Raw genomic sequence first — 26,114 nt, forward strand, 5'->3', positions numbered from 1 at the left:
GTTAAGGTGATTTCGCTTACAAATTTATCTTTTTTTACTTCTTTATTCATTAAAAAAGAATAAATTTGTAATGTAAAAGTAGAAACTCGGCTAAAATATTCCTTCTATGTTGAATCTGAATATATTAAGTGTTACATTGCCATTAACGAATCCCGTGTTAATCTTTTCTGTAATCCTTTTTATTATTCTGTTTGCCCCGCTTGTATTACATCGTTTTAAGATTCCGGATATTGTCGGTCTGATTATTGCCGGTGCTTTGATCGGGCCTTACGGCTTGCATATCATGGATCGGGATAGTAGTATCGTGTTGTTCGGGACGGTGGGTTTATTGTATATCATGTTCGTGGCGGGGCTGGAAATTGATATGGCGGATTTTAAAAAGAATAGTAAACGGAGTTTGATATTCGGTCTTTACACGTTCTTTATCCCGATGATTTTGGGAACATTTGCCGGGGTTTATTTATTGGATTTCTCTTATCCTACTTCCATTTTACTGGCGAGTATGTTTGCCTCTCACACGCTGGTGACTTACCCGATCGTGAGTAAATACGGAATCACGAAGAATCGGGCGGTTAACGTGACGATTGGCGGGACCGTGGTAACTTGTTTGCTGGCCTTGCTCGTGTTGGCGGTTATCGTGGGAATGTCCACGGGAGAGTTGACCCAAGGATTTTGGATCCAGTTAGGGGTATCGACAGTCGTGTTCGCCTTTATCGTTCTTTGGGGATTCCCTTTTGTCGGGCGCTGGTATTTCAAACGATATGATGATCGCGTGGGGCAGTTTATATTTGTTCTGGGCCTTGTTTTCTTTGCCTCTTTCTTGGCAGAGGCGGCAGGGTTGGAGGCTATTATCGGGGCATTCTTGGCGGGATTGGCATTAAATCGTTTGATTCCGAATACGTCGGCATTGATGAACCGGATTGAGTTCGTGGGGAATGCTTTGTTTATTCCGTTTTTCCTGATCGGGGTCGGAATGTTGGTAAATTTTCACGTGTTTTTGTATGATTTGACCACGATATGGGTGGCTGTTGTCATGTGTGTGGTGGCAACCGTATCGAAGTTTATCCCGGCTTGGTTGGCACAGAAGAATTTCCGGTTTACGACTTCTGAAAGGACATTGATTTTTGGATTGAGTAACGCTCAGGCAGCGGCTACTTTGGCGGCAGTTTTGGTGGGGTATAACGTTATTTTGGGAACAACTCCGGAAGGAGAACCGATTCGTTTACTGAATGAAAGCGTGCTGAACGGTACGGTCGTGATGATCTTGGTGACCTGTATTATCGCCTCTTTTGCCACGCAGAAAGGAGCGCAGGAGGTGGCTTTGGCCGAGTTTGCAGAAGATGAGAGCGTGGATAGTGAAGAAGTAGAAGATCGCATTTTGATTCCATTGAGTAATATCGAGAATGTGGAGGAGTTGGTCAGTTTGGCTGTAACGATTAAATCCAAAAAGGCGAAAGCCGTGATGACGGCTTTAAACGTGATTCAAGCGGACGAGGGGGACAGTATGGCGGAGAAGAAGGCGAATCTGTTACTGGAAAAGGCAACGAAAGCTGCTGCGGCAACAGACAATGAGTTGGTGACTTCTCTGCGTTATGATGAGGATATTGTAAATGGAATCAAAAATGCCACGAAAGAGCATAAGATAACTGATATTGTACTGGGACTTCGTAAGGAAGGGGTCATTTCTGATACTTTTTTGGGGAATCTGACAGACCGGGTGTTGTCAAAATGTGCGACGACCACGTTGGTTTACCGTCCCGCACAACCCTTGTCCACGATAAAACGTTACGTTGTGGTGGTGCCGTTTCGGGCAGAGCGAGAAATCGGTTTCCCTTACTGGGTAATTCGTGTATGGAATATGGCTAAAAATTCAAGCAGTAAGATCGTGTTTTATGCCGATACTGCTGTGTTGAATGTATTGCAGGATATACAGGCTAAGCATCATATAGAGGTGGAATTTAATGAATTCAATAATTGGGATGATTTTTTGATCATATCCCGTGATGTAAAGGAGAATGATGCTTTGATGATCGTGATGAGTAGAAGGAATTATCCCTCTTATTTGAAAAATATGACGATGATCCCGACTTATTTGAACAAGTATTTCTGTAAAAATAGTTGTATTTTGGTTTATCCGATGCAGATAGGTATTGGCGAACAGGAATTAGGGGCGTTAAAGAGTATACCTCATGCAGATTCTCATGACAGCTTGGATGATCTGGCGGATGTGTTGAGAGGATTGTTCAAGAGAAATAAATGATTTAATTCGTTTGCCGTATGAAAAAAGTGATCGTTCTTTTGGGTATTATTTTATTGGGATATGCTTTTAACGAGTTTTCTCCTTTTGAAAAGAAGTTGATCACTAATTTTACGGCACAGATCCGGGAGTTGCAACAGGAAAAAGTGTACCTGCACACGGATAAAAGCGTGTACACGGTGGGGGATAAGCTGTGGTTCCGGGCTTACCAAGTACATGCGGCTGCGGTGTTTCCCATGGTTTATAGTCACTATATCTATGTCGATTTGATCGATCGACGGGATTCCGTGATTCAGCGGGTGAAAGTTGCTGAACGGGATTCTTGTTTCTTCGGGCAGATCGAGATCCCCAAGGATTTACAACAAGGGGATTATGCTTTGCGGGCTTTTACTTATTATATGCAGAATGGAGGGGAGGATTATTTTTTCAAAAAGAAGATCCGGGTGATTAACCCGAAAGATTCAAGGGTATGGACGGATGTGACTTACACGAAGAATCGGGAAAATAATTATACGGCAACGATTCGTTTGTCTGACGGGCAGGGAGAACCATATAGCCGGACGTCGGTAACTTATATTGCCGGGGTGAAGAAGGATCAGTATTCGGTGAAACCAGCCCGGACGGATAAAGACGGGAAGTTTGAAGTGAAGATTGATACCACGATGAAAACAATCGAAGTGGAATTTCGGGATGGACAACCTTTCCCGTTTAAACGCTATATTTATATCCCCTCACAATTAAAGGATTTTGACGTGCAGTTTTTCCCGGAAGGAGGAAATTTGTTATCGGGGAATTTTCAGCAAGTGGCGTTTAAGGCTATCGGGGCTGACGGGAGAGCCGTGGAGGCCTCGGGAGAAGTGTATCAAGATTCGATCGTGATTGCTACGGTTCATACCCAGCATGACGGAATGGGAAAATTTCGTTTGCCCGTGAATCCGGGAAAGAAGTTTTATGCCGTGATGAAGACGGAGGAAGGGGTAGAAAAACGATTTGATTTGCCCGAAGTTTCGGAGACGGGATGGGGACTTTCGGTTAGCCGGAAGGATTCAATTCTGAGTTATCGGGTGATCAAAGGGGAGAATGCTATATTGCCGGAGGAATTGTACACGGTAGTGCATTGTCGGGGTATCGTTGTCGGGATAAATCGGGTAAATGGCTTGCAAAGGGGAAGTGTGAATTTGAATATTTTGCCGGAAGGGATTTCACATATCGTGTTGCTTGATGCCGCGGGAAAGGTGTATAGTCAACGATTATTCTTCGTGAAACGTAACCAGCGTCCGGAGTTGAAAATTACGACAGATAAGCCGACGTATATTGCCCGAGAGTTGGTGGAAATGGAGATCGATTTCGAAGAGGCATATAAAGGCCTGTTAGACGGATCGTTTTCAATATCTGTGACAGATGATCAAAAAGTGGTGCAGGATTCTTTGGAGGACAATATTTTATCCAATTTATTGTTGACTTCGGATTTGAAGGGATACATTGATAACCCGGCTTATTATTTCAATGATACGACACCAGAGATTGCGGATAATCTGGATTTGGTGATGATGACACACGGGTGGACTCGTTTTGACGTATCCAAGTTGGCTAGGGGGGAGTTTGATGATTTAAAATACCCGTTGGAGATCGGGCAGGTGATTTCCGGGAGAGTGAATAATTTCTGGGGGAAGAAGTCGAAGGGGGCTAATATCGTATTGATTTCCAATTATGGATTGTGTCGGATGGCAGAAACGGATGAGGCCGGGAATTTTTTGATTGACGGTCTGGCTTTCCATGACAGTACTTCATTTTTGGTGCAGGCATTAAGCGCTAAAGGACGTCGGGGGGTAACCGTGAATATAGATCAAGATGAATTTTTACCTCCACATTATACGTTGCCTAACACGTTGGAGGCAAAGAAAAAAGAGGACGATTTTTATAAGAAGTTTGGGCAGGATTATTATTACGAGAATGGGGAGAAGGTGTACGTGCTAGACGAAGTGCTCGTGTCCCGTCGGAAACAGAAAAAGAGTTATTCTTTTTACGATAATATCGCTAATTATCAGTTGGATTCGGCCCGTATTGCTGAAAATTCAGCCTTGGATATAACTTGGATCGTGCAACAGCTGCCCGGTGTGACTTTTGAAAAAGATGATGAGGGGGAAGATTGTTTCAAGCAATTCGGACGGAAATTGTACGTTTTGGTAAATGATTTTGAAGAAACGATGGATCAGATTCGTTTGATTCCGGTAGGTGCTTTGCGGAATATATCTTTGCTAGATCAGATGCAAGGAAAAATCTTTTTTGGCGATCGGGGGGCTAACGGAGTATTAATTATCTCCGCGGAACCGGGGTGGACACCGAAGGATTTGGGACGTCCTAATGTGTTACCTTTTAAAATTATGGGGTACCAGATCCCGGATGAATTCTACGTGCCTAAATACGAGATTGATTCCGTGCGTCGGGATAATCGTTATGACGAGCGCTCGACAATTTACTGGCAACCGGTTGTCAAGATCAGTAAAGATGCCCCGGCTAAATTGTCTTTCTACACGGCAGATACGTATGGAAAATATTCTGTTATCGTGGAAGGAATAACTTCAAGAGGAGTGATTTGTCGGAAACGTGTTTCCTTGATATTGAAATAATTCAATTTTTATTTGCATATTTGTCATCGTGTATGGAAGTCGAATTATACGGTGCGAATGAATCAGAGTGTACAAAATAAAAGATTTCGAGAGGAGCCGGAATATCTGGTAAAGAGATTGCGGGAGAGTGACGAAAATGCTTTTGCCTTTTTGTTGGATACTTATGGGAAATCGCTTTATTTTTATTGCAATTCTATATTGAAGAACGACACATTTGCTGAAGATATAGTTCAAGAGAGTTTTGTTCGTTTGTGGGAACGACGTAAAAATTTTGTTCAATTACTTCCTATTCGAGTTTTCTTGTATCAAACGGCCCGAAATAAATGTTTGGATCTATTAAAGCATGAACAGGTGGTCCATAAGTATGAGGCCGATATTGTTCGGGAGCTTAGTGAAGATTTTCTGGATGAAAAGATGATAGAAGAGGAGATGTTGGGACAACTTTATCGAGCCATAGAAGAACTACCAACAGAGTGCGCCCGTGTTTTTAAATTGGGGTTGGAAGGATTGAGTAATCAGGAAATTGCAGACACGTTATCTGTATCCATTCATACGGTTAAGACGCAAAAACAGAGAGCGATGTCTGTGTTGAAACAGCGTTTCGGGATAGGGACTATTTTAGTGATGTTCGGGATGACAGATTTTTTTATCTGATTTTTTCAAAAAAAACGTATTTCTTGTCATTCTTTTTGTCCGGCCAGTCGTTTCTTGTGTGAAAGAAATTGAATGTATGCTGGATGAAAAGAATATAAAAGTAGCCTCATGGATAGTGGCTCGTTTGCAGGGCGAGATTCGGCCGGAAGAAGAAAAAGCTTTGGAGGACTGGATCGCGGAAAGCGGGGAGCATCGGGAATTTTATGAACGGATGGCCGATAGGGAGTATGTCGCAAAGCGTTTAGATGAATACAAGAATTATTCTCTGGATACAATGCGGGAGCGGATGTTACCTTCTATTCGGAGAGAAGGAAAACGTACGCGTGTGATTCGTTGGTCGAGAAGAATCGCGGCTATTTTGATTCTCCCCTTGGTTGTTGGTAGCGTATTGTTGTTGAGAGAGCAAAGTGGTGTTGAATTTAAGAATCCTGTTACGGCTGATATTTTGCCGGGGCAGGAATGTGCCATATTGGAAATGGCTGATGGGCGGAGGGTTGATTTAAGTTCAGCCTGTGGAATTGAATCTTTACAGCTTGAAGGTATAATGCTGAAGAATGATTCTAATGTACTTTCTTATGAGGGGGTGCAGGGGGCGATCTCAGATTCGTTGAAATTTAATACAATTATTATTCCCCGGGGCGGGGAATACCGTTTGACCTTGGCTGACGGGACCCAAGTGTGGTTGAATTCCCAGACCCGTTTACGTTACCCGATAACGTTTTCCGGGGATAAAAGGGAAGTGTATCTAGAGGGAGAGGCTTATTTTGAGGTGACACGTACGGGAAAAATGTTTGAAGTACATTGTAAGGGGATGGACGTGCAGGTGTTAGGAACATCGTTCAATATAATGGCTTATCGAGATGAGCCAGCCATACAGACGACATTGGTGAACGGTCGGGTGCAGGTAAACTCAGAAAGAGAGACAGGTGGGTCGATCGTGATGGAGCCTGGGTATCAAGTGCAATTGGATACGTTGACCGGGAAGATGGAGATGTATGAGGTAAACGTGGCAAATTTTGTCGGTTGGAAAGAGAAACTTTTCGTGTTTGATGATGAAAATATGGAGACGATGATGCGTAAGCTGGCTCGTTGGTATGACGTGGACATTGTTATCGAATCTCCGGAATTGAGAAAATCCGTGTTTTACGGGGTAATTCGTAAATATGAGAATATTTCGAAAATACTGGATATGCTGAAAAAAACTCAAAATATAGATTATGTCATTGAGAATAAGAGAATCGTGATAAAAGAAGCCCGATAAGTTTGTCGAGGACTTATCAGGCTGCTGTAATTTTTAAACTCGCCTCGGATTGGCGTTTGATGCGAGTATTAAATAATAACTAAACAAATGTATGAAAAAAGATGAATTAATTTTCCATTTATGGCGATGGAGTAGAAAAAAAATGTTAGTGATGAAATTTGTGGTACTCATGATATTGTTGCCTGTTATTACGTTTGCAATACCTGCTTATAGTCAGAAACAAATCAAGATGGACGTTCAAGGGGTATCTCTGGAACAGGTGTTAAAAGAATTGCAAGTACAATCCGGTTATTACATTTTGTATAACAAGCAAGATGTGCAAGGGGTAAAGAATGTTAGTCTGAAGGTTGATGGAAGTTCGGTAAAAGAGGTTTTGGAATTGTGTTTACGGAATACTTCTCTGCAATATGCCATTGAGGATCAGACGATCTTGATTTCATTAAAAAAGGCTGGAATAGAACCGGAAAAGAAGGAAAGCGTGATTATTAAAGGTGTCGTGAAAGATTCTAAAGGTAGTGTTTTACCCGGGGTGACAGTTATTATTAAAGGAACAAGTGTGGGTACGGCAACCGGGATCGACGGGAATTTTTCATTGAATCTTGTTAAACAGGATACGGCAACTTTGCTTTTTTCATTTGTTGGAATGAAAACTAAAGAGGTGAAATGGACGGGGCAATCCGAGTTAAATATCGTGTTGGAAGATGAGATGAGTGAGATGGACGAAGTGGTGGTGATTGGTTACGGAACCTCTACAAAGAAGGATTTAACGGGTGCCGTGGCTAGTTTTGATACCCGGGTGATTGAAGAATCAACGGCAACGAACGTGGCGACCATGATGCAAGGACAAATTTCAGGCTTAAGTATATTGGCGGGAAGTGGGGCTCCCGGTAGTCCGGCTCGTTTGGAGATTCGAGGTGTTCCCTCTTTGAGTGGGGCAACGTCTCCTTTAATCGTGGTGGATAATGTTCCCATGACTAGTGATTTTGATATTAATGAATTGAACCCGGATGATATTCAGAGTATCGATGTTTTGAAAGGTGCTTCTTCTGCCGCAATTTACGGGTCAAGGGCAGCCGCCGGGGTTATCATGATCACGACAAAAGCGGGACGGCGTAATCAAAAGCCCGTTATTAATTACAGCTTTGATTATAGTATGACCAGTCTAGTGTCGGATATTAATACATTATCAACGGATGAATTTAAAATGTTAGTCTTGGAGGCGGCCAGTAACTCTGCCAAGGCGGCCGGATATGAGGATGTTACGCAATGGTCGACATACAAGAAGTTTGCTGATCCGAGTTTTTGGGGCGATGCAGATACTCCTTGGATGGATTATATTATGCGGGATGGTTCCCGGCAACAACATAAGGTTTCCATTCGCGGGGGTGGAGAGTTGTTCGGGTATAATGCCTCTTTGGGATATACGAACGAGTTAGGACAGGTGAAAGGAACGGAGTTTGAGAGATACACGTATGATGTTGGTTTTGATACGGATATAAACCCGTGGATAAGTGCTACCGTGAAAGTGGCAGGAACGATTACAGATCAGTTGAGTAATAATGGTAGCTTGTCGATTGCGGCAGAGGCTAGGCCTGATCTTGAACCTTATAATGAGGACGGGTCTTATTATATCCATTCGTATACTTGGTATGGACGGACGTATTACGTGGGGAATCCGATTGTCGAGATGGAAGAAAATACGAATCGGATGGAAGGTAATAACCTTCGCCTCACGGGAAATTTGGAATTTAAGATATTGCCGGAGTTGACTTTGATGACACAATATACCTACCAAACACGGAAAGGGGAAGGATACTCGTATGCTTCCAGTCAGACGGAAGAGGGGAGTTTTAATTGGAGCGACCAGAAAGGATTAGGAGTGAAGAGGCATAGTAAGACAACGAGTAAGGAGCTTGAGGTGCGTTTGTCTTATGCGAAGAGTTTTGGCGAAAAACATCGCTTGTCTGCCGTGTTAGCGAGCAACTATAATGAGGAGGATTCGGAATCTTATTCATTGGCCATGTCTGATTTCGCGGATGATTACGTGCAGAATGCTATTTGGCAGGGAACGAACCCGTATCAGTATGGAATGTTGAGTGGAAGTGCCAGTGGTTCGAAATTGTTGTCTTTTGTGGGAAGGGTTGAGTATAAATTTATGGATCGATATTTATTTACCGGAACGCTTCGGTCGGATGGTTCTTCAAAGTTCGCACCCGATTATCGGTGGGGTACTTTCCCCTCTTTTGCTGCGGCATGGATTGTTTCTGAAGAAAATTTCATGAAGGGAATTGATTGGTTGTCGTTTTTGAAAATACGAGCCGGATGGGGTAAGTCCGGTAATGGATTCGTGGGTGAATATGGTTGGAGAACGTTATATTCTTCTACTGATTATCAAGGAATGCCAGCGATGGTTCCCAGCCAGATTGGTAACGATGAGTTGAAATGGGAAGCGACGGAGCAATATGATTTGGGATTGGATTTCGGTTTCTTGCGGAATCAGAGAATACGAGGTTCATTAGGATTTTACGTGAAGAAAACGGAAGGATTGTTGTACCCGTTTACCATGGCGTTAAGTACGGGAATGACTTCAACAACAGTGAATTTTGCCAATATCGAGAATAAAGGAGTTGAGTTCGATATTTCGGCCGCAATTATTCAAAACAAAGATTGGGACTGGTCTTTCGGTTTTAATATCGGAAAGAATAAGAACAAGATCACGGGACTTGATGCGGAGTTCGTTTCTTCACCGGGTTCTACTTCATTGGGAAATACCGTTATCCAAGAGGGTAAATCGTTGGGATTGATTTATGGTTACGAGACAGATGGTGTTTTCCGTTCGCAGGAAGAAGTTGATTATTACGAGTCGTTGAATCCAGATTATATGTATCAGGAAAAGTATTCTTACCGGAAGACGATACCGGGTGATTTGAAATTTGTGGACCAGAATGGTGATGGCCGGGTGAATCGGGATTACGGTAATATGGATGATAAGGTTGTTTTGGGATGTTCCCGTCCGGATTTTGAAGGAGGTTTTAATACTCGTTTGAGATGGAAAGGATTGACATTAAGCATACAGGGAACATTTAGTTACGGGGCGCAAAAGGCTTGGCTGGCGGAAGCAAATCAATTTACTTTTTCTTCAGCCGGTACGCTAAACGTGTTGGATGTTGCTCTAAAACGTTGGACTCCGGAAAATCCGACGAGCAATTATCCATGTGTGAGAATCGACTTCTTGAATACGGACTTTACAGATTTCTCTGTTCACGATGCTTCTTTCCTTAAAATTCAAAATATAAATCTGGAGTATAAATTGCCGGAATCCATTGTGAGCAAAACGAAGATTTTTGGAAATGCCAGTGTTTTTGTTTCGGCAAATAACGTGTGTACGTTTACTTCTTATCCGGGTCCTTCTCCGGAGTCATATAGTAGTAATACTATTCAGGGAGCAGCCATAGATTCGGATGCTTACCCGAGAACACGTACGTTTAATTTTGGATTAAAATTAACTGTTAAATGATTTAGTTATGAATAGATTTATATATAGTTGGATATTCCTGCTTTGTATCTTGGCAACGGGATGTGACAGTATGTTTGAAAAGGAGTTACCCCCTCATAATTTGGTTGGGGAGAATGCAATCACGAATGAATCCTCGGCAGAGGTTGCATTAAATGGGATTTACTCTTATTTGACGTCATACGGAACAATGAGTGCTTTCTATATTAGTGATAACGAGTATCGTATCGGCTTGTTGGATAGTACTTTCCGTACGACATTTGAGTTGAACCAATTGTTGGAATTCGAGATGAATGATGAGGATGGGTACGTTTCTGCTCCTTGGCAACTTGTTTATAAAATGGTGAATGCCGCGAATAATTTTATTTATAACGTGGAGAAATTATCTGAAAGTAAGTTCGGGCAGAACCGGAAAACAGAGATGTTGGCGGAAGCAAAGTTTACTCGGGCTTTTGCTCATGCATTTTTACTTCGGAGATATGGTTATTTCTGGGATACAAATAGTGATTACGGGCCGATTATCCGGTTGGAACCTTCCGCTCTTTCAAATAATAATCAAGGGCGTAGTTCTGTGAAAGAGAGTTACGAGAAAATTTTCGAGGATTTGGATTATGCCATCAAGTATGGACCGGAATTTTATTCCAGATACCGTGGTTGTGCAACAACAGCAAAGGCTTTCAAGGCTGATTTATTGATGAATCGGGGTGCCGAGGGGGATTATGACGAGGCGATCCGGTTGGTTGATGAGGTGATTGGTAGTAGTGAATTTGGTTTGGAGGCTACGTATGGGGATATTTTCACGAATGGGTATAATTCGAAAGAATTAATGTTTACAAGGCATTTGAAGAGTGTGCCTACAATGATGACGAATGTGGGGAGTCTGTTGAAATTATTCGGGGGTGGAACTTATAAGCCGAGTAAGCTGTTTCTTGAGATATTGACGCCGAAGGATAAACGTTATGCGGTGACTTTGGATTCCATGATGATCGGTAGTGGGACGCTGGCAAAAAAGGCTATCGTGTGGAAAAAACATTACGTCACGAGTGGCGATTGTCCGATGTATTATATGAGGGTTGCCCAGATGTACCTGATAAAAGCGGAGGCAATGGCCCGGACAAATGCATCGATAAAGGATTGTATTGATGTATTGAATGTTCTGCGGGAACGGTCAGGCAATACGTTATTTGATGAGGCAGATTACTCTTCTCTGTCAGAGGTGTTGGAAGAAGTTTTCCGGGAGAATGTCCGGGAATTGGGAATGGAGAATGGTGGAATCTTTTACTTGACGGTAAGATATAATGAGGGTGGCCACCGGAAATTGAAAGACATGAATCCGAATTTCCAAAGTGATGATCAATTGTGTTTCCCGATTCCTCGTGCTGAATTGGAACATAATTCTAAGGCGGAACAGAAACCCATGTAGCATTTTTGAAAAAATAAACATCATTTGATACCAAAGGAAGAAGTCATTAACCATGGTTTCTCCTTTGGTATCATATTTTTGTTTCGTCAAGCAGCATGAAGGATAATTCAAAATTTATTTGCATATTTGCCATTCATAGAGATGGATGATAGGTATGAACAGGGATTATTGTTTTAAGTTAACTAGTGGGACACGGCTTGATTTTAAGTCGGTGTTCAATCAATATTTTAATTCCTTGGTTCTTTTTGCTGATCGTTATTTGGGAGAGCGAGAAGAGAGTGAATCTCTTGTGCAGGATGCTTTTCTGGCTTTATGGGAAAATCGACTGGAGTTTCCGGATGAACTTTCCGTGAAGGCGTATTTATATTCTACGGTGCGGAATAAGGCTTTGAATGTACTGAAACATCGTAAGATAGAGCAAAGTTATGTGAATGAAATCCTTCAAGACGAGGATGCGGAGCTTTATTATATGAGGTCGGTGATTGAAGAAGAAACACGCCGGTTAATTTTTACGGCCATTGATTCTTTGCCGGAACATTGCAGAAAGGTGTGTCTGTTGAATTTGGAGGGGATGGATAATCAGGAAATTGCGGATGAGTTGCAAATTTCTTTGAATACAGTGAAATTCCATAAAAAGAATGCTTACAAGCTATTACGGGATAAATTGAAAGATCAATTTTATCTTCTGTTTCTTATTTAGAACATCCTTACTAAAAAGATCGATTTTTTTAAGTTTTTCACTACCCGCTTTTTTATTTCAGTTGTTCTAGGAATATAAACGAATAGATATGACTAGAAAATATATTCGAATAGCGGAATTGATCTATAAGGATAAAATCGGGGAACTTACCGGGCAGGAGAAGCAAGAACTGCTTGCTTGGTTGGAGGAATCTGATTTTAATAGGCAGATATTCGATGAATTAGCAAAAGGAAGTTCATTAAGTCGGAGTTATGCTGAATACCGGAATGTACATCGGGAACAGGTGTGGAATAAAATTGAAAAACAGATAGCTCCGCAAAGGTCTCGGTTGTCGTTGCGATGGATCGGGTATGCGGCATCCGTGATGATATTGGTGGTGGCGGGATGGTTTGCCTTCCAAATGTCGGATAATAAGGATTCGGTACAGGAAGGTAAAAAAGTAGCCCGGATTACACCGGGGACACAAAAGGCGATATTGCATTTGGATAATGGGGAACAAGTCGTTTTAGCAGACAATAACACGGTGATTGTTGAAGACAGCCTTTCAGGGAAAATAGAACAAGTGGATAAGACGTTAGTGTATCAAACGGAATCCACCGTGAAGGAAGAACGACTTAACGTGTTGGAAATTCCGAATGGGGGAGAATTTCAAGTAACATTAGCTGATGGGTCGAGAGTATGGTTGAATGCGGGGACTAGATTGACTTACCCGATTGCTTTCGTGGGAAAAGAACGGCGGGTACGTTTGGATGGTGAAGGTTATTTTGAAGTTGAGCGGGATGAGAGCAAGCCTTTCATCGTGGAAATAAATGGAATGGAGGTGAAGGTGCTGGGGACATCCTTTAATTTGAGGTCTTTTGCTGCAGACAATCGTTCGACGGCAACTTTGGTGAGTGGTAAAATTGAGGTGAAAACTCCCACGCAACGTATTGAACTTTTACCGAATCAACAAGCGGATTTATTGGTAGGGGAAAACAAACTTGCTGTGCGTGAAGTTGATGCAGTTGCTTACAGTGCTTGGACGAAAGGAAGGTTTGTGTTTCGTCGGGAACGTTTAGAGACGATACTGGATGATGTGTCTCGTTGGTATAACGTGACGGTATTTTATGAACAAAGTCGGGTGAAGGATATACTTTTCTCCGGAATCGTGGAGCGATATGCAGATATATCCGAAACGTTGGAAATGTTAGAAAAGACTGGGAAAGTGAATTTTATAGTAGATGAACAGAAAATTATAGTGCGAGCCAAATAAAAAAACAGGAAAGTGCTCCAACACTTCCCTGCTTAAAGTTTCATTATTGGTAGTTTGCTCCAACAAACAACCAATAGAGTTTAACCTTAAAGAATTAAACAAAACTATGAAAAAAAAACGAGAATTTGACTTTCTCAAGAGGGGAAAGTTGCAAATTAGTTTGTTAAAGATGAAAGTGACAGTATTACTACTTTTAGTGTGTGTCCTGCAAAGTATGGCAGGAGCGTATTCCCAGACAACGAAGTATGATATTTCGATGACAAGCGGGAGGTTGGAAAATGTGTTCAAGTTGATTGAACAGAAAGGTGAATATACCTTCTTGTATTCAATTGAAGACGTGGATCAGATTTCTTCTGTAAACGTGAATGTGAAACAAGCGGATTTGAAAGAGGTGCTGGACATTTGCTTGGCGAATACAAAATTGACTTACGAGATCAATGGCCGTTTGGTAATTATCCGGGTGAAGGATGAGAATCCTAAAGTTAAGGAACGAGTAATTAAAGGTGTAGTGAAAGATAGAAAGGGGGAACCGTTACCGGGGGTAACAGTGTTGGTGAAAGGAACTGCGGTAGGTGTTGCCACGGATATAGATGGTAAATTTACGATGAATGCGACTCGTGATACGGTTAATTTGTTATTTTCTTTCATCGGGATGAAGACGAAAGAGGTCGTTTGGAAAGGACAAAAGGATCTAGTCGTGGTTTTAGAAGACGATTCTCGGGAAATGGAGGAGGTCGTGGTAACAGGTTATCAGACAATAAAAAAATCCAATATGGCAGGATCTGTTAGTACTGTTAAAGGAGAGGATTTAGTGATTACAGGAACGGAGTCTTTGGAACAGATGTTACAAGGTAAGTTACCCGGGGTGGTCATTACGAATCAAAATGGAATGGTGGGAACCCGTCAGAAAGTACGAGTTCGAGGAACTTCAACGTTATTAGGAAGTCAAGAACCGGTTTGGGTAGTTGATGGAATTATTCAGGAGGATCCGCTTCCTTTTAAGGCAGAGGAATTAACATTATTTGGCCATGACCCTGATAATTTTGATATCATTCGGAACTTTGTGGGAAGTGCTATTTCTTGGTTGAATCCATCTGATATTAAAGATGTTACTGTTTTGAAAGATGCTTCGTCTACGGCAATATATGGGGTTAAGGCTGCTAATGGGGTTATTGTTATCACGACAAAAAAAGGAGAAACCGGTCGTTTGTCTGTTGGTTATTCAGGTAATTTTTCAATAGGTTCTAAAGTTACGTATGATAAACTGAATTTGATGAATTCCAAGGAACGTGTTGATGTTTCACGAGAAGTGTATGAAAATGGACTAGTTTCTGCTCATAGTCTGCAACCTGTAGGGTATGAAAAATTGGTATCGGAATATTTGTTGGAGAAAATTTCTTATGATGAATTTAATACTAAGGTAAAACGTTTGGAAACGGTCAATACCGACTGGTTTGATATTTTGTTTGAGAATCCTTTCAGTCATAATCATAATTTGAACATTTCCGGAGGAAGTGATAAAACAACTTACTATGCTTCTTTTGGAGTATCAAGAACGAATGGTACAGCCAAAGGAAATGATTCGGAGAAATACTCGGGGAGCATCACGCTGACAACGAAGTTGTGGGATCGTTTACAAATTAATGGACGTATTGCAGGTAGTGTTAATGAAACGAATGGATTTAATAAGGTAAATCCTTATAGCTATGCCTCTACAACGAGTCGTGTGATATCTTGTTATGATGAGGATGGAGAATTGGCATATTATACGGCGGAAAATCGGTATAAGTATAATGTACTAAATGAATTGAAAAATTCAGGAAACATGAATACTACGAATAGTATTAATATGAATATTAGTGCAACATTGGATATTATAAAAGGGTTACGGTTTGAGACAACATTCGGTTATAATTATTCGTCCTCCCATGCAGAATCGTATTTGACAGAGAGGACTAATCATATTGCAACTTTGAGAGGTTACGAATTTGGAGCCTATTCTTCTACTGATGCGGAATATAAACAAAGTGTACTTCCTCATGGTGGAATGCTGAATGCATCTGATAATCGTAATGCGAATTATACATGGAGAAATTCGTTGAATTATGTGAAAAATTTTGGCACTCATTTATTAACCGTAATGGTAGGACAAGAATGTAAAAGTAGCAAATATGATGGGTTGGCTCAGACGTTGTATGGATACTTGCCGGATCGAGGCAAATCAATCATGGCTCCATCGGCAACGGTAGAAGATATTAATGGAAACTTGATGGCTAATCGTTTGTATAACAATTTAACACAGACCGTAGTAGACCGGAAATCAAATTACCTTTCTTTCTATGGTGCATTAACCTATACTTATGACGAACGTTACGTGTTGAATGCGAGTATTCGTACAGATGCATCCAATCGTTTCGGGCAGGATAAGAGCGCTCGTTTTCAACCGGTGTGGTCTGTTGGGCTACGTTGGAATATGGGGAGAGAACATTTTTTAGAAGGACAAGATTTTTTGAATGAATTAAGTCTTCGGGCAACATATGGGTATCAAGGGAATGTCGTGGAGAATACCGGACCGGATTTGATTGCTTATATCCCTTCAGGGGCAGCAGGAATCTCTCGTCCTACCGGAGAATATTTGTTGAAAATAAAAAGTTTACCCAATCCCACGTTACGTTGGGAAAAAAATAGAAATATCAACTTAGGTGTTGATTTCGTATTTTGGAAAAATAAAATTTCAGGATCATTCGAATATTATTACAAGAAAGGAACTGACATTGTTGTGAATCGAGAAGTTCCATTGGAAAATGGAGTTGTTTCAATGCCGATGAATGGCGGCTCGATGGAAAACTCTGGATGGGAATTAAGTCTTAGTTTCGCTCCAGTAAGAACGAAAAATTTTGTATGGTCTTTAGGTTTTAATACATCGAAAAATTATAATGAAGTGACCTCTACGTTAGCGACAAATCAGTCTTGGCAAAAAGCTGTTTCCGGGTCATTAAACCAAAATGGTTATCCTGTTTCTGCTTTTTGGGCATTTGAGTTGACAGGATTGTCACCGGAAAACGGAACTCCGGTATTTAACTTGAGTGGAATGGAAAATAATGCTTTAGCAGAAACTGATGCCACGCAATATATGAAATATATGGGTAAAATGGATCCGGATTTGTCTGCGGGAATGAACACGTCTTTTAGATATAAGTCGTTATCCCTTTCTGCTTCTTTTAATATTCAAGTTGGTGGTAAAAAATTCTTAGCGACCATGTTTGGAGCAGACATGATTAATGATACTCCTTGGGAGTATAATAATTTACCAAAAGATTTAGTAAATAGATGGCGAAAACCGGGAGATGAGTTGCTAACGGATATTCCTTCACTACCAGCATCAAAGAAAGGGGGTATTATGCTTCCTAGTGGGAGTGATGACTTGTACAGGATGTATAATTTTTCTGATACAAGAGTAGTTAATGCTTCATTCTTGAGATGTAATAATATTTCGTTAGCCTATAATCTTTCCGGAAAAAAGATAGCTGGTTTTGCACGCAACATAGCGATGAGTCTTAATGTGACTAATCCATTTATAATTGTTAGTAAAGATTTTAAGGGGAAAGACCCGGAAGTAGCTACAGGATCACAACCGATTTCCAGAAATTATACGTTAAGTTTAAATATAAGTTTTTAATGATAGGAGGAGAAATATATGAAATATAGTTTGCTATGGATATTCATCGCTTGGATGTTGGTAAGCTGTAACGACTTCCTAGAGGAGTCGAGTCAGGATGAAGTTCGTCCGACAACAGTTGAAGATTTGATGCAGGTTATGATTGGTGAGGCTTACCCGATGGAAACGAAATTCAGTCGTTTTTTGGATCATCTTACAGATGATATGGAATGTAACGGAATTTCCGGGGAAGAGACCTTGGAAGTTGGGTTGGAAAATGCACGTCCCGCTTTTTCTTGGAGCGAGGATATGTTTGAGGAAATGGCAAGTGTTGATGGTGTTGATGCGTGGAGTGCTTATTATGCGAAAATAATGGGATGTAATGTTGTGTTAGGTTATTTGGATAGAGTATCCGGGGACATTGAAACGAAAGAAAATATGCGAGGGCAAGCTCTCGTATTGCGTGGATGGTACTATTTTATGTTGGTAAATCTTTTTGGTCAACCGTATAATGTGGGAAATCCTGAAGAAAATTTGGGCGTCCCACTAAAATTGAAAATGGAAGTGACCGATGAATTTTTTGCTCGTAATACAGTAGCGGAAGTTTATGAGCAAATAGAAAAAGACTTGTTGGAGGGGGTTGATCTTTTGGAACGTTATAACAAATCTGTTTCATTGTATAAGGTAAATTACTTGGTTGGAAAGTCTATTTTATCCCGAGTATATCTTTATATGGAGGAGTGGGATAAATCATTAGAGTATTCAAATGAGGTATTAGCTGAAAAATCAGAGTTAACCTCTTTAGTTAGTATGAGTGATTTGGGACTTCAATCAAAGATTGGCATATATAGTGATGCTGTTGGAGATGAAGTGATCTGGAAGTTTGGAGATCTTACAGAATATGATGGTTCGCCTTTGTATGCGACTGGTTTGAATTGTTCTTCTCCTTATGTCGTGTCGAAAGAGTTGATGGCTTTGTATGAAACGTCAGATAATTCGTTGAATTATTTGGATTTAAGAGCGCGTCTTTACTATTATTACGCTGCTTATTTCTCAACTACAACTTATATGTTGGAATATTATATTCGTTTTGGTTGGAAGGGAGGGTATAATCAGAAGTATGCAGCGGGAAAAGGAATTCGGACTGCTGAACTTTATTTAAATCGTACGGAAGTTTATGTACGGAAGTATATGGAAACCGGTGATGATCAGTATCGTAAAGATGCATTAAACGACTTGAATAAATTACGGGAAAATCGTTATGACATTCGAAATGTAGAGTATATGAAGGTTGAAATTACAGATCCCGATGAATTGTTTGAATTTTATAAAAATGAACGTCGTCGGGAATTGAGTTTTGAAGGTCATCGTTGGTTTGATTTGCGACGGATGGGAATGCCTCGTATCGAACATAAATACTTTCTGGATGCGACCAATGTGCAAACTTTTGTTTTGGAAGAAAAGTCTCCTCGTTACGTATTACCTATTCCGGATAATGCTAGAGAGCGTAACCCGTTGTTAGTTCCGAATCCATGATATTAATTTAAATGATGAATATGATGAAAAAGATAATGTTATATATCGGTTTAAGTGTCTTTATTTACGGCATGATAGCATGTGATGACGACAATTTGATTCCTACAACACGACCGGAATTTGGTTATTCTGTTCCTCAGGGTGAGCATGATTATGACGATCGGATTGTTGACTGGAAAAATAGATGTAATTTTTTTATTTTATATGAATACCAACCACGGGATATTTATTGGAGTGTTTCAGGATGGAATGAGGCTTATGATAAAGGAACTTCTGATGGAGGAGCTACGTGGCAAGCTGGAATAAAAGCTACGGAAGCGGACCAGAATTATGTCGGACAGCAACTTGATTTGTTAGAGAACAAATTTCTTCGCTTTTATCAAGATACCATGTTACGTCGTTGTATGCCTTTGAAGTTATTATTGTGCAGTGAATTGTATAATGTGAAGAATGCTGGAACCCATACTCTTGCAAATGTGGTAAATGGATTTGATTATTTGGCTGTAAATTGGGGAGCAGAGTCAATACTTTCGATGACTGCTACTCAGCAGAACCAATTTAGGGTGGATATAAATAATACTTTTTTGATTCGGTTAATCGATAATGCTAAAACTGTACAGACTCCGGAATTTTATAAAGGAACAAATTATACGGATAACGTGACAAATCAAAATATGTACGAACGAGGGTTTGTAAAGGCTTCAAAAAATCAAAAAGATGATTGGCCGAATTATATAAATGCGATTATTTCTACTCCTTATAGTGATTTAATTGCAAAACCCCAAGCTAATGATTACACGAGTAAAGGTATATTGCATTCGGATAAAGATAAGAATGGGTTGATTCGTAAAAAATACGATATTATCATAGAGCATTATAAGACCAATTACAAGGTCGATCTGCAAGCTATTGGGGATGCCAAGATTACACAATAAATTTTATATATTTTTTGGCGGGTTGTGCTTGTACAACCTGCCAAAATAAAAGTAATACTATGAAAAGATTTACTATATTGTGTATACTCCTGTTGGGGAGTATGGCGTTACATGCACAAGTGGGACTGAAAATTTCCGGTAAATTACGAATATTAAAACCGTTGGAAATTCATCTTGAAACAATAGATGGACAACAACTTTTGTCAGCAAAGGTATCGAAAGATGGGACGTTTTCAATGGGACCGAGGGAAATAACTCCCGATCTATATATCCTTTGTATGGGAGAAACGAGACAGCCCGTGTATTTGACTAATAATCAGGTAATAATCAAAGGTTTTTATGATGCAACGAGTCTGGAAAATAGTTCGTTAGCATTTACCGGTATTGATGATTTTTTGAAAATTTCAGCATGGATTCCTAAAGGAAAGAATGCTGTCCCTAAAATTATCGGGAGCGAGGTAAAGGGGCAACTTGAGGGAACCATGTATAGTGCTCTTGCTTATCTTGCAGCAACGGATGATTACGAGACCAATAAAATGTTGTTGGAATTAGTTCCCGAGTCTGCGAAAGATGCTTTATCTGTGAAGTGGTTGGCTTGTAAAGTGGACAGCTTGTCTCGTTTTGCAATTGGGGCAGAAGCTTATGATTTTACCTATGTTAATCCTGATGGTAAGCCGGTTCGTTTAAGTGACTTTCGAGGGAAATTCGTTTTGATTGATTTTTGGGCATCTTGGTGTGGACCCTGTCGGCAGGAAATGAAAAGCTTATTACCAATTTATAATGAATTGAAAGATGATGATCTAGTTTTTATTAGTATCTCACTTGACAAACGAGAGAAAGATTGGCGAAATATGCTTGAAGTAGAAAATTTACCTTGGGTAATGTTGTGGAATAAAGAAGGCTTTACCGTGGGCGATGCTCCGAACACAATACAAAAAGCTTATGGATTTTACGGTATTCCTTTTATTGTCTTGATTGATAAGAAAGGCCGGATTCTTGCTCGTGGTTTACGGGGTGAAAAAGTAAGGGAAGAAATATTGAAAGCTAGAATGAATGTTGAATGATGAGTTTTGATTTCGTATTGTATAATAAATATAAACTGTAAATGATGAAAAGATATTTTTTATTACTTGCATTAGGATTATCCACTTGCATGGCAAGTGCCCAATTGATCAAGCAAGGAGATCAACTTGCAAAAAAACAATCTGATTTGGATTGGTATAATTGCTCATTTGAAGAAGATGGAGTGTATGGTGCGGAAATTAATAAAGCATACGAGTTTTTAAAAGGTAAAAAATTGAAAAAAAGACCGATCGTGGCTCTTGTCGGGACAGGATTGGATATTGAGCATGAAGATTTGAACCAAGCCATCTGGTTTAACCCGAAAGAAAAGGCCAACGGGAAAGATGATGATAAAAACGGGTTAATTGATGATATTAACGGTTGGAATTTTTTGGGAGGAAAAGATGGTAGTGTCATGGAAACATTGACGCGTGAAGGAGAACGTGAATTTATTCGTTTGAAAGATAAATATGCTGGTTATGTTTTCGATGGGAAAAAGTATTATAAAGCCATAAATGATAAATTAACAGAGGTGCCTGCTCCCGAAAATTTGCAGGAGTATTACTATTTCCAGCATAAAGTAACACCGGAATCTCCGCTTGCCGGACGATATGGGGGTATCGGACTTGCTTATGTGTCTAGGGATTATGCATTGAAGTTTGACAAGCAGATGAAGGAACGTTTCCCGGGTAAGGAATTAACAATAAAAGAATTTCAGTCTTGTTATGACCCAGAAGCTCCTCGTGATTCTTTAGGAGAAATTGCGTTCACACTTATGGCTTATGGGTTTTCTATATTACAAACGGATAAGTGGGAACCTGTGTATGAGATGTATGCTTCGGGACAGCAATTAGAGGGAGCTAAATCTTCATATATGAAGAAACTTGAAAAAGAGGGATCTGATGGACGTAAGGAAATTGTGGGAGATAATTATTTGGATATAAATGACGATAAATATGGTAACAATGTATTATTGACATCTGATGCGGCGATTGGAACTATGCAGGCTGGGATTATCGGGGCAAAAAGAGGTAATGGTTTAGGGGGAGATGGAATTATGGATCAGGCAGAGATTATGACTTTGCGGGTGACTCCCGGAAAGGGAGAACCTTATCTGAAAGATATGGCCTTGGCAATTCGCTATGCCGTGGATCATAAGGCAGACGTGATTGTGTTACCGGAGCAGAACACGTTTTACCCGGAAGTGCAGAAGAAATGGATGATAGAAGCTTTGCTGTATGCAGAAGCTCATGGGGTACTTGTGATCGCTCCCGTGTGGGAATTATCAAAAGATTTGTCAAAAGAGACTTTCTTCCCGAATCGCTGGATGGCGGGGACGAAAGAGTTGACGAATCTGATGGTTGTAGCTTCTTCTGATAAAAATGGTAATCCTTCATTAAAGTCTAATTACGGGGCTAAAGAGTTAGATCTATTTGCACCGGGAATTAATATTTTTTCAGCTTACACGGGCGATACCTATCAGATAGGGACAGGGTGTGGTTTGGCTTCGGCTTCTGTAGCCGGAGTTGCAGCTTTGATCAAAGCGTATTATCCCAAATTGACAGGGACTCAGATTCGTAATATATTATTAGAATCCGTGACCTCTAGAGATGGAGTGGAAGTTGAGAAAGGTATTCGGGTGAACGGGAAGCAGGCACAAGATTTGTTTTTGTTCGATGAATTGTGTTTATCTGGGGGAATATTAAATGCTTATCAAGCTGTTGTTGCGGCAGATAAACTGGTAAAATAGGATGAAGAATGTATTATAAGATAATAACCATCTTGCTATTTTTTTTTACGACACTTCAGGTAGGGGCACAGCAATATAAAAGCGTGCTTCCTTACCGGGTGGTCGGTGGTAAAATGATCGTGGAGATGATCATGAACGGGACTGTCCGTTCTTTTATTTTTGATACGGGGGGGCGTACGGCGTTGACTGGAGAGATTTGTGAGGAATTGGGGTTGTCTGTTGTTGATTCGTTGATGGTTACGGACGTGAATAGTAAGAAAGCCGCTTATCCTCTGGTTACAATTGAGAGTTTAATGACTTCTGACCGGAAAGTTAATTTCAAAAATGTTTCGGCAATGAAATTACCGAAACCAACTCCTTTTGAGTGTTTTAACACGGACGGGTTAATTGGTAGTGATCTATTGGTTCAGACAATGGTAGAAATTGATGGAAAGGCGAAAACAATTACACTTACTTCTGCAGAAAAGCCTTCATCCGTTTCATTACGTAAAATGCTACCTTTTAAGAAGTCGGGAATGCCTATTATTGTTCTGCAGGCAGGAGTGGGGAATAATATTGTAGCGCTTTTTGATACAGGTTGTCCGGGATTTTTCTCTTTAAAGAATTCTGATTATGAGAATTTGAGAGGAACTGGGGCATTTCGAGTGTTATCAGAAGGATATAGGGAGGGTGCTATCGGGGTTGCCGGGATGGCTGAGGCAAATATTTCTCATCGAGTTTGTTTTCCGGTTTTATCTGTCGGTGGAACTAAATTTCAGAATGTAACATCGGAAACTGCGACTCCTCCTTTTACCTTGTTAGGAGTGAAACTTTTGGATTATGGTAAGGTTACGTTGGATTATCCCCGGGCCCGATTCTATTTTGAAGCCAAAGAGAACGAGAATGATATAGCAAGTAAACGTTACAACGTGGCACTTCGAGTACACAATGGCGAGTTAATGATCTCTGCGGTATGGGGTGAAATGAAAGGTGTAGTGGAAGTGGGTGATAAGATTACACATATAAATGGCAAACCGGTGGGTATATATGATTTTTGCGAGAGCATTATCGATGGTATTCCCGAATTGCAAGTAAAGAAGAAAACAAAATTGACGGTACGTGCAAAGCAAGGGGAGAAGGTCATTGTTTATCAAAAAGAATAAACTCAGAACGAAATTTGTATGTAAATTTGATCAAATACAGAATAAATGTAAAATTCATCGTAAAATGAAAATAGTATTATTAATTTTATTGAGCTTGTTACCTTGTATGGCATGGACGCAGGTAAAAAATGTTTCGACAGAAGTGAAAGATTACCGGGAGATTGATGGGAAGATTATATTGGATATGGCCGTGAACGGGGAAATTGCTAGTTTTGTGCTGGATTTGGCCGGACATACAGCAATCTTGTCAGAGTATTTGGATTCCTTGAATATTGATTCTAATAGTCAAGTACCCTCTCGTAACAAGACTTTTCTTTACAAACAAGTACCTGTTTCGACGTCAGTAATGATTAATACGATGGCTTTTGGAAATAGTGTATTCGGGAATGGAGTGTCGGCTTATGTGCTAGAGGATATACCTTATTTTCGAAAATTAGGAGTTGTAGGAGTAGTTGGCGGAAGTTTATTTCAAAATGTAGTATTAACGATTGATTCCCGGCGTAAAAAAATAACAACAAGTAAACCTTATCGCCCATCATACATGAAGTTGGATCATCGGGCAGAAATAGAAATTATACCCGGTTCGGGGATTATTTGCTCACTAATGCTTGATGGAAAGACTTACCCTTTACTATTTGACACGTGGAATAACGGAATGATCTCTATGACATCGGAAGATTTTGCTAAACTTAATGGAGATCATGGAGGTGATGCTATTATTATGACCGGTTATAAAGAGGCAGAAAAGACTTCTGTGACAAAAACTGTCGGGACGTGTAATTTCGTAAAAGATCAATTGGGCAGTGTGGTCGTATCAGAGAATAAGAATTTACCACGTTCTGTGTTAGGAGCTGAAATTTTAAAGAGAGGAATTATCTCTATCGATTATCAAAAACAGAAGATTTATTTCCAGCCTTTTGATTTGGTGGAAGTGAAGGATGACGTGGTTGAAGATATTTCAACGCAAATTGTCCCCGGAAAATTAAACCCGATTACCCGTGAATATTTTTTGGAACATATTTACGATTATCGTAAAGATAAAGAGTTCGTGTTCAAGGGAGATAAACCCGTGGTCATTGATTTTTGGGCGACATGGTGTGGGCCTTGTATGCGTCTGATCCCGGAATTGGAAAAGATGGCAGAAAAGTACAAGGATCAGGTTTTGTTCTTGAAAGTGAATGCAGACAAGGAAAAAGAACTTTGCACGATGTTTAACGTGGTCGCTTTGCCTACCTTATTTTTTATTCCTGTTGGTGGAAAGCCTATTATTGATGTGGGTGCGCAACCAGAAAAACACGAACAAATTATCAAGGAACAGCTACTGAAAAAGTAATGATTTGAAATCGTTAATAAAGGCAATCTTCCATGTGAGGGTTGCCTTTTTTGATTGATGAGATCGGATGGAAATATGATTTAGTTCTGTTTTTCAGGAAAAGTGATCGGCCTTTTGGAAAATGAAGAAATCTTGTCTATTTTTGAGTTTAGATAAAAAAGCAATAATACTCAATACGTGCGAGGAAAACAGGGACATACGATTCATTTTTCTGGAGGAAAGGTTTTCTCGGTGGATGAGTTATATGATCGTTTTTACGATGAATTGGTTTTGTGGGCTGATACAATATTGAATGATATGGGGGAGGCGGAAGATTTAGTGCAGGACTTTTTCGTGCGGCTGTGGGAGAAGAAGTTGAACGAGAATCTGGAGGGGGAACGGGTACGGTCGTACTTGTATGTTTCCGTGCGGAATATGGCTATCCGAAAGGTGAAGGATCAGAGTCGGATGCGGCGGATTCCGGATATATCGGTTGTGGAAAGGGTGTGGGAGGATGAGGAGGTGACGCACGAAGACATGATAGATCAGGTGCTGAAAGCGCTTGACGTGTTACCGCCTAGAAGCCGGGAGGTGTTGGAATGCGTGCATTTGAAAAATATGAAATATGCCGAGGTGGCGGAATTACTGGGAATTTCGGTGGCCACTGTAAAAACGTTATTGGTGCGTAGTCTGAAGACGTTGAGGGGGATTGTTTCTGATACGGCTTTTTTGTTGTACGTGCTTGTTTACGGGGAAGATCATAGAAGGTCTCGATCGTTTGGAAAATCTTGTCATAAATCCCCGAAATTTTAGGTTCCGAGAAGATGGTGGTAAGCGTTCTGATCTAGGAATGTTTGACAAAAGGTTTGTTTGAATAAATGTAAAATAGTGTTATTAAAATGCTATGATATTGTTATCATATTGTGAGCCGCTCCCATTCCGCTCCCATTCCGGCCCTATTCCTGTCCTATTGAAATGATAAAATATTAGGTTATAATAGTAATTGTTAATGATTGGATGAGTCTATT

The 26,114-nt window shown here is 40.4% G+C and carries 16 protein-coding genes; all 16 read left to right on the forward strand.

The window, feature by feature from the left end:
- Positions 1-106 precede the first annotated feature (106 nt).
- The 16 genes from QVC79_RS07220 (at position 107) to QVC79_RS07295 (ending at position 25,899) form a co-directional block, all read left to right on the forward strand.
- Positions 107-2,260, forward strand: a complete 2,154-nt coding sequence (locus QVC79_RS07220) for a cation:proton antiporter (RefSeq protein ID WP_270592202.1) — start codon at positions 107-109, stop codon at positions 2,258-2,260.
- A 17-nt stretch (positions 2,261-2,277) separates the two neighbouring features.
- Positions 2,278-4,887 (forward strand): hypothetical protein, encoded by a 2,610-nt coding sequence (locus QVC79_RS07225; protein WP_270592203.1) that lies wholly within the window; start codon positions 2,278-2,280, stop codon positions 4,885-4,887.
- A gap of 57 nt (positions 4,888-4,944) precedes the next feature.
- Positions 4,945-5,541: an RNA polymerase sigma factor gene (locus tag QVC79_RS07230; RefSeq protein ID WP_270592205.1), complete on the forward strand. Its 597-nt coding sequence runs from the start codon at positions 4,945-4,947 to the stop codon at positions 5,539-5,541.
- Positions 5,542-5,599: 58 nt separating this feature from the next.
- Positions 5,600-6,802 (forward strand): FecR family protein, encoded by a 1,203-nt coding sequence (locus tag QVC79_RS07235; RefSeq protein ID WP_270592207.1) that lies wholly within the window; start codon positions 5,600-5,602, stop codon positions 6,800-6,802.
- A 151-nt stretch (positions 6,803-6,953) separates the two neighbouring features.
- Positions 6,954-10,319, forward strand: coding sequence for a TonB-dependent receptor (locus QVC79_RS07240; protein ID WP_270592208.1), 3,366 nt, complete (start codon positions 6,954-6,956; stop codon positions 10,317-10,319).
- A gap of 7 nt (positions 10,320-10,326) precedes the next feature.
- Positions 10,327-11,739, forward strand: a complete 1,413-nt coding sequence (locus QVC79_RS07245) for a RagB/SusD family nutrient uptake outer membrane protein (protein ID WP_270592209.1) — start codon at positions 10,327-10,329, stop codon at positions 11,737-11,739.
- 154 nt (positions 11,740-11,893) lie between these two features.
- Positions 11,894-12,439 carry an RNA polymerase sigma-70 factor gene (locus tag QVC79_RS07250; RefSeq protein ID WP_270592212.1) on the forward strand — a complete coding sequence of 182 codons (546 nt, stop codon included), beginning with the start codon at positions 11,894-11,896 and terminating at the stop codon, positions 12,437-12,439.
- Positions 12,440-12,527: 88 nt separating this feature from the next.
- Positions 12,528-13,691 (forward strand): FecR family protein, encoded by a 1,164-nt coding sequence (locus QVC79_RS07255; RefSeq protein ID WP_124315982.1) that lies wholly within the window; start codon positions 12,528-12,530, stop codon positions 13,689-13,691.
- Between the two features lie 169 nt (positions 13,692-13,860).
- Positions 13,861-17,370, forward strand: coding sequence for a SusC/RagA family TonB-linked outer membrane protein (locus tag QVC79_RS07260; RefSeq protein WP_270592216.1), 3,510 nt, complete (start codon positions 13,861-13,863; stop codon positions 17,368-17,370).
- Positions 17,371-17,388: 18 nt separating this feature from the next.
- A complete protein-coding gene (locus QVC79_RS07265) occupies positions 17,389-18,885 on the forward strand; it encodes a RagB/SusD family nutrient uptake outer membrane protein (protein WP_270592219.1) in 1,497 nt (498 codons plus the stop codon).
- A 20-nt stretch (positions 18,886-18,905) separates the two neighbouring features.
- Positions 18,906-19,820: a hypothetical protein gene (locus QVC79_RS07270; RefSeq protein WP_287642461.1), complete on the forward strand. Its 915-nt coding sequence runs from the start codon at positions 18,906-18,908 to the stop codon at positions 19,818-19,820.
- Between the two features lie 59 nt (positions 19,821-19,879).
- Positions 19,880-20,884, forward strand: a complete 1,005-nt coding sequence (locus QVC79_RS07275; RefSeq protein ID WP_270592225.1) for a TlpA family protein disulfide reductase — start codon at positions 19,880-19,882, stop codon at positions 20,882-20,884.
- Positions 20,885-20,928: 44 nt separating this feature from the next.
- The gene (locus tag QVC79_RS07280) at positions 20,929-22,632 is read left to right on the forward strand and encodes a S8 family serine peptidase (RefSeq protein WP_270592226.1); all 1,704 of its coding nucleotides are present in this window, start codon (positions 20,929-20,931) and stop codon (positions 22,630-22,632) included.
- Between the two features lie 8 nt (positions 22,633-22,640).
- Positions 22,641-23,774 carry a pepsin/retropepsin-like aspartic protease family protein gene (locus QVC79_RS07285; protein WP_270592228.1) on the forward strand — a complete coding sequence of 378 codons (1,134 nt, stop codon included), beginning with the start codon at positions 22,641-22,643 and terminating at the stop codon, positions 23,772-23,774.
- Positions 23,775-23,838: 64 nt separating this feature from the next.
- Positions 23,839-25,107, forward strand: coding sequence for a thioredoxin domain-containing protein (locus tag QVC79_RS07290; RefSeq protein WP_270592229.1), 1,269 nt, complete (start codon positions 23,839-23,841; stop codon positions 25,105-25,107).
- Between the two features lie 177 nt (positions 25,108-25,284).
- Positions 25,285-25,899: an RNA polymerase sigma factor gene (locus tag QVC79_RS07295; protein ID WP_270592230.1), complete on the forward strand. Its 615-nt coding sequence runs from the start codon at positions 25,285-25,287 to the stop codon at positions 25,897-25,899.
- Positions 25,900-26,114: the final 215 nt, after the last annotated feature.

It is taken from the genome of Butyricimonas sp. (assembly GCF_019423355.1).
Classification (GTDB): domain Bacteria; phylum Bacteroidota; class Bacteroidia; order Bacteroidales; family Marinifilaceae; genus Butyricimonas; species Butyricimonas faecihominis.

What these genes read in the sequence shown, in the direction of transcription:
- QVC79_RS07245 (WP_270592209.1), top strand. Translation starts at nt 10,327, where the DNA reads ATGAATAGATTTATATATAGTTGGATATTCCTGCTTTGTATCTTGGCA.
- QVC79_RS07280 (WP_270592226.1), top strand. Translation starts at nt 20,929, where the DNA reads ATGAAAAGATATTTTTTATTACTTGCATTAGGATTATCCACTTGCATG.
- QVC79_RS07265 (WP_270592219.1), top strand. Translation starts at nt 17,389, where the DNA reads ATGAAATATAGTTTGCTATGGATATTCATCGCTTGGATGTTGGTAAGC.
- QVC79_RS07290 (WP_270592229.1), top strand. Translation starts at nt 23,839, where the DNA reads ATGAAAATAGTATTATTAATTTTATTGAGCTTGTTACCTTGTATGGCA.
- QVC79_RS07270 (WP_287642461.1), top strand. Translation starts at nt 18,906, where the DNA reads ATGATGAAAAAGATAATGTTATATATCGGTTTAAGTGTCTTTATTTAC.
- QVC79_RS07240 (WP_270592208.1), top strand. Translation starts at nt 6,954, where the DNA reads ATGAAATTTGTGGTACTCATGATATTGTTGCCTGTTATTACGTTTGCA.
- QVC79_RS07250 (WP_270592212.1), top strand. Translation starts at nt 11,894, where the DNA reads ATGAACAGGGATTATTGTTTTAAGTTAACTAGTGGGACACGGCTTGAT.
- QVC79_RS07285 (WP_270592228.1), top strand. Translation starts at nt 22,641, where the DNA reads ATGTATTATAAGATAATAACCATCTTGCTATTTTTTTTTACGACACTT.
- QVC79_RS07220 (WP_270592202.1), top strand. Translation starts at nt 107, where the DNA reads ATGTTGAATCTGAATATATTAAGTGTTACATTGCCATTAACGAATCCC.
- QVC79_RS07260 (WP_270592216.1), top strand. Translation starts at nt 13,861, where the DNA reads ATGAAAGTGACAGTATTACTACTTTTAGTGTGTGTCCTGCAAAGTATG.
- QVC79_RS07225 (WP_270592203.1), top strand. Translation starts at nt 2,278, where the DNA reads ATGAAAAAAGTGATCGTTCTTTTGGGTATTATTTTATTGGGATATGCT.
- QVC79_RS07275 (WP_270592225.1), top strand. Translation starts at nt 19,880, where the DNA reads ATGAAAAGATTTACTATATTGTGTATACTCCTGTTGGGGAGTATGGCG.
- QVC79_RS07230 (WP_270592205.1), top strand. Translation starts at nt 4,945, where the DNA reads ATGAATCAGAGTGTACAAAATAAAAGATTTCGAGAGGAGCCGGAATAT.
- QVC79_RS07255 (WP_124315982.1), top strand. Translation starts at nt 12,528, where the DNA reads ATGACTAGAAAATATATTCGAATAGCGGAATTGATCTATAAGGATAAA.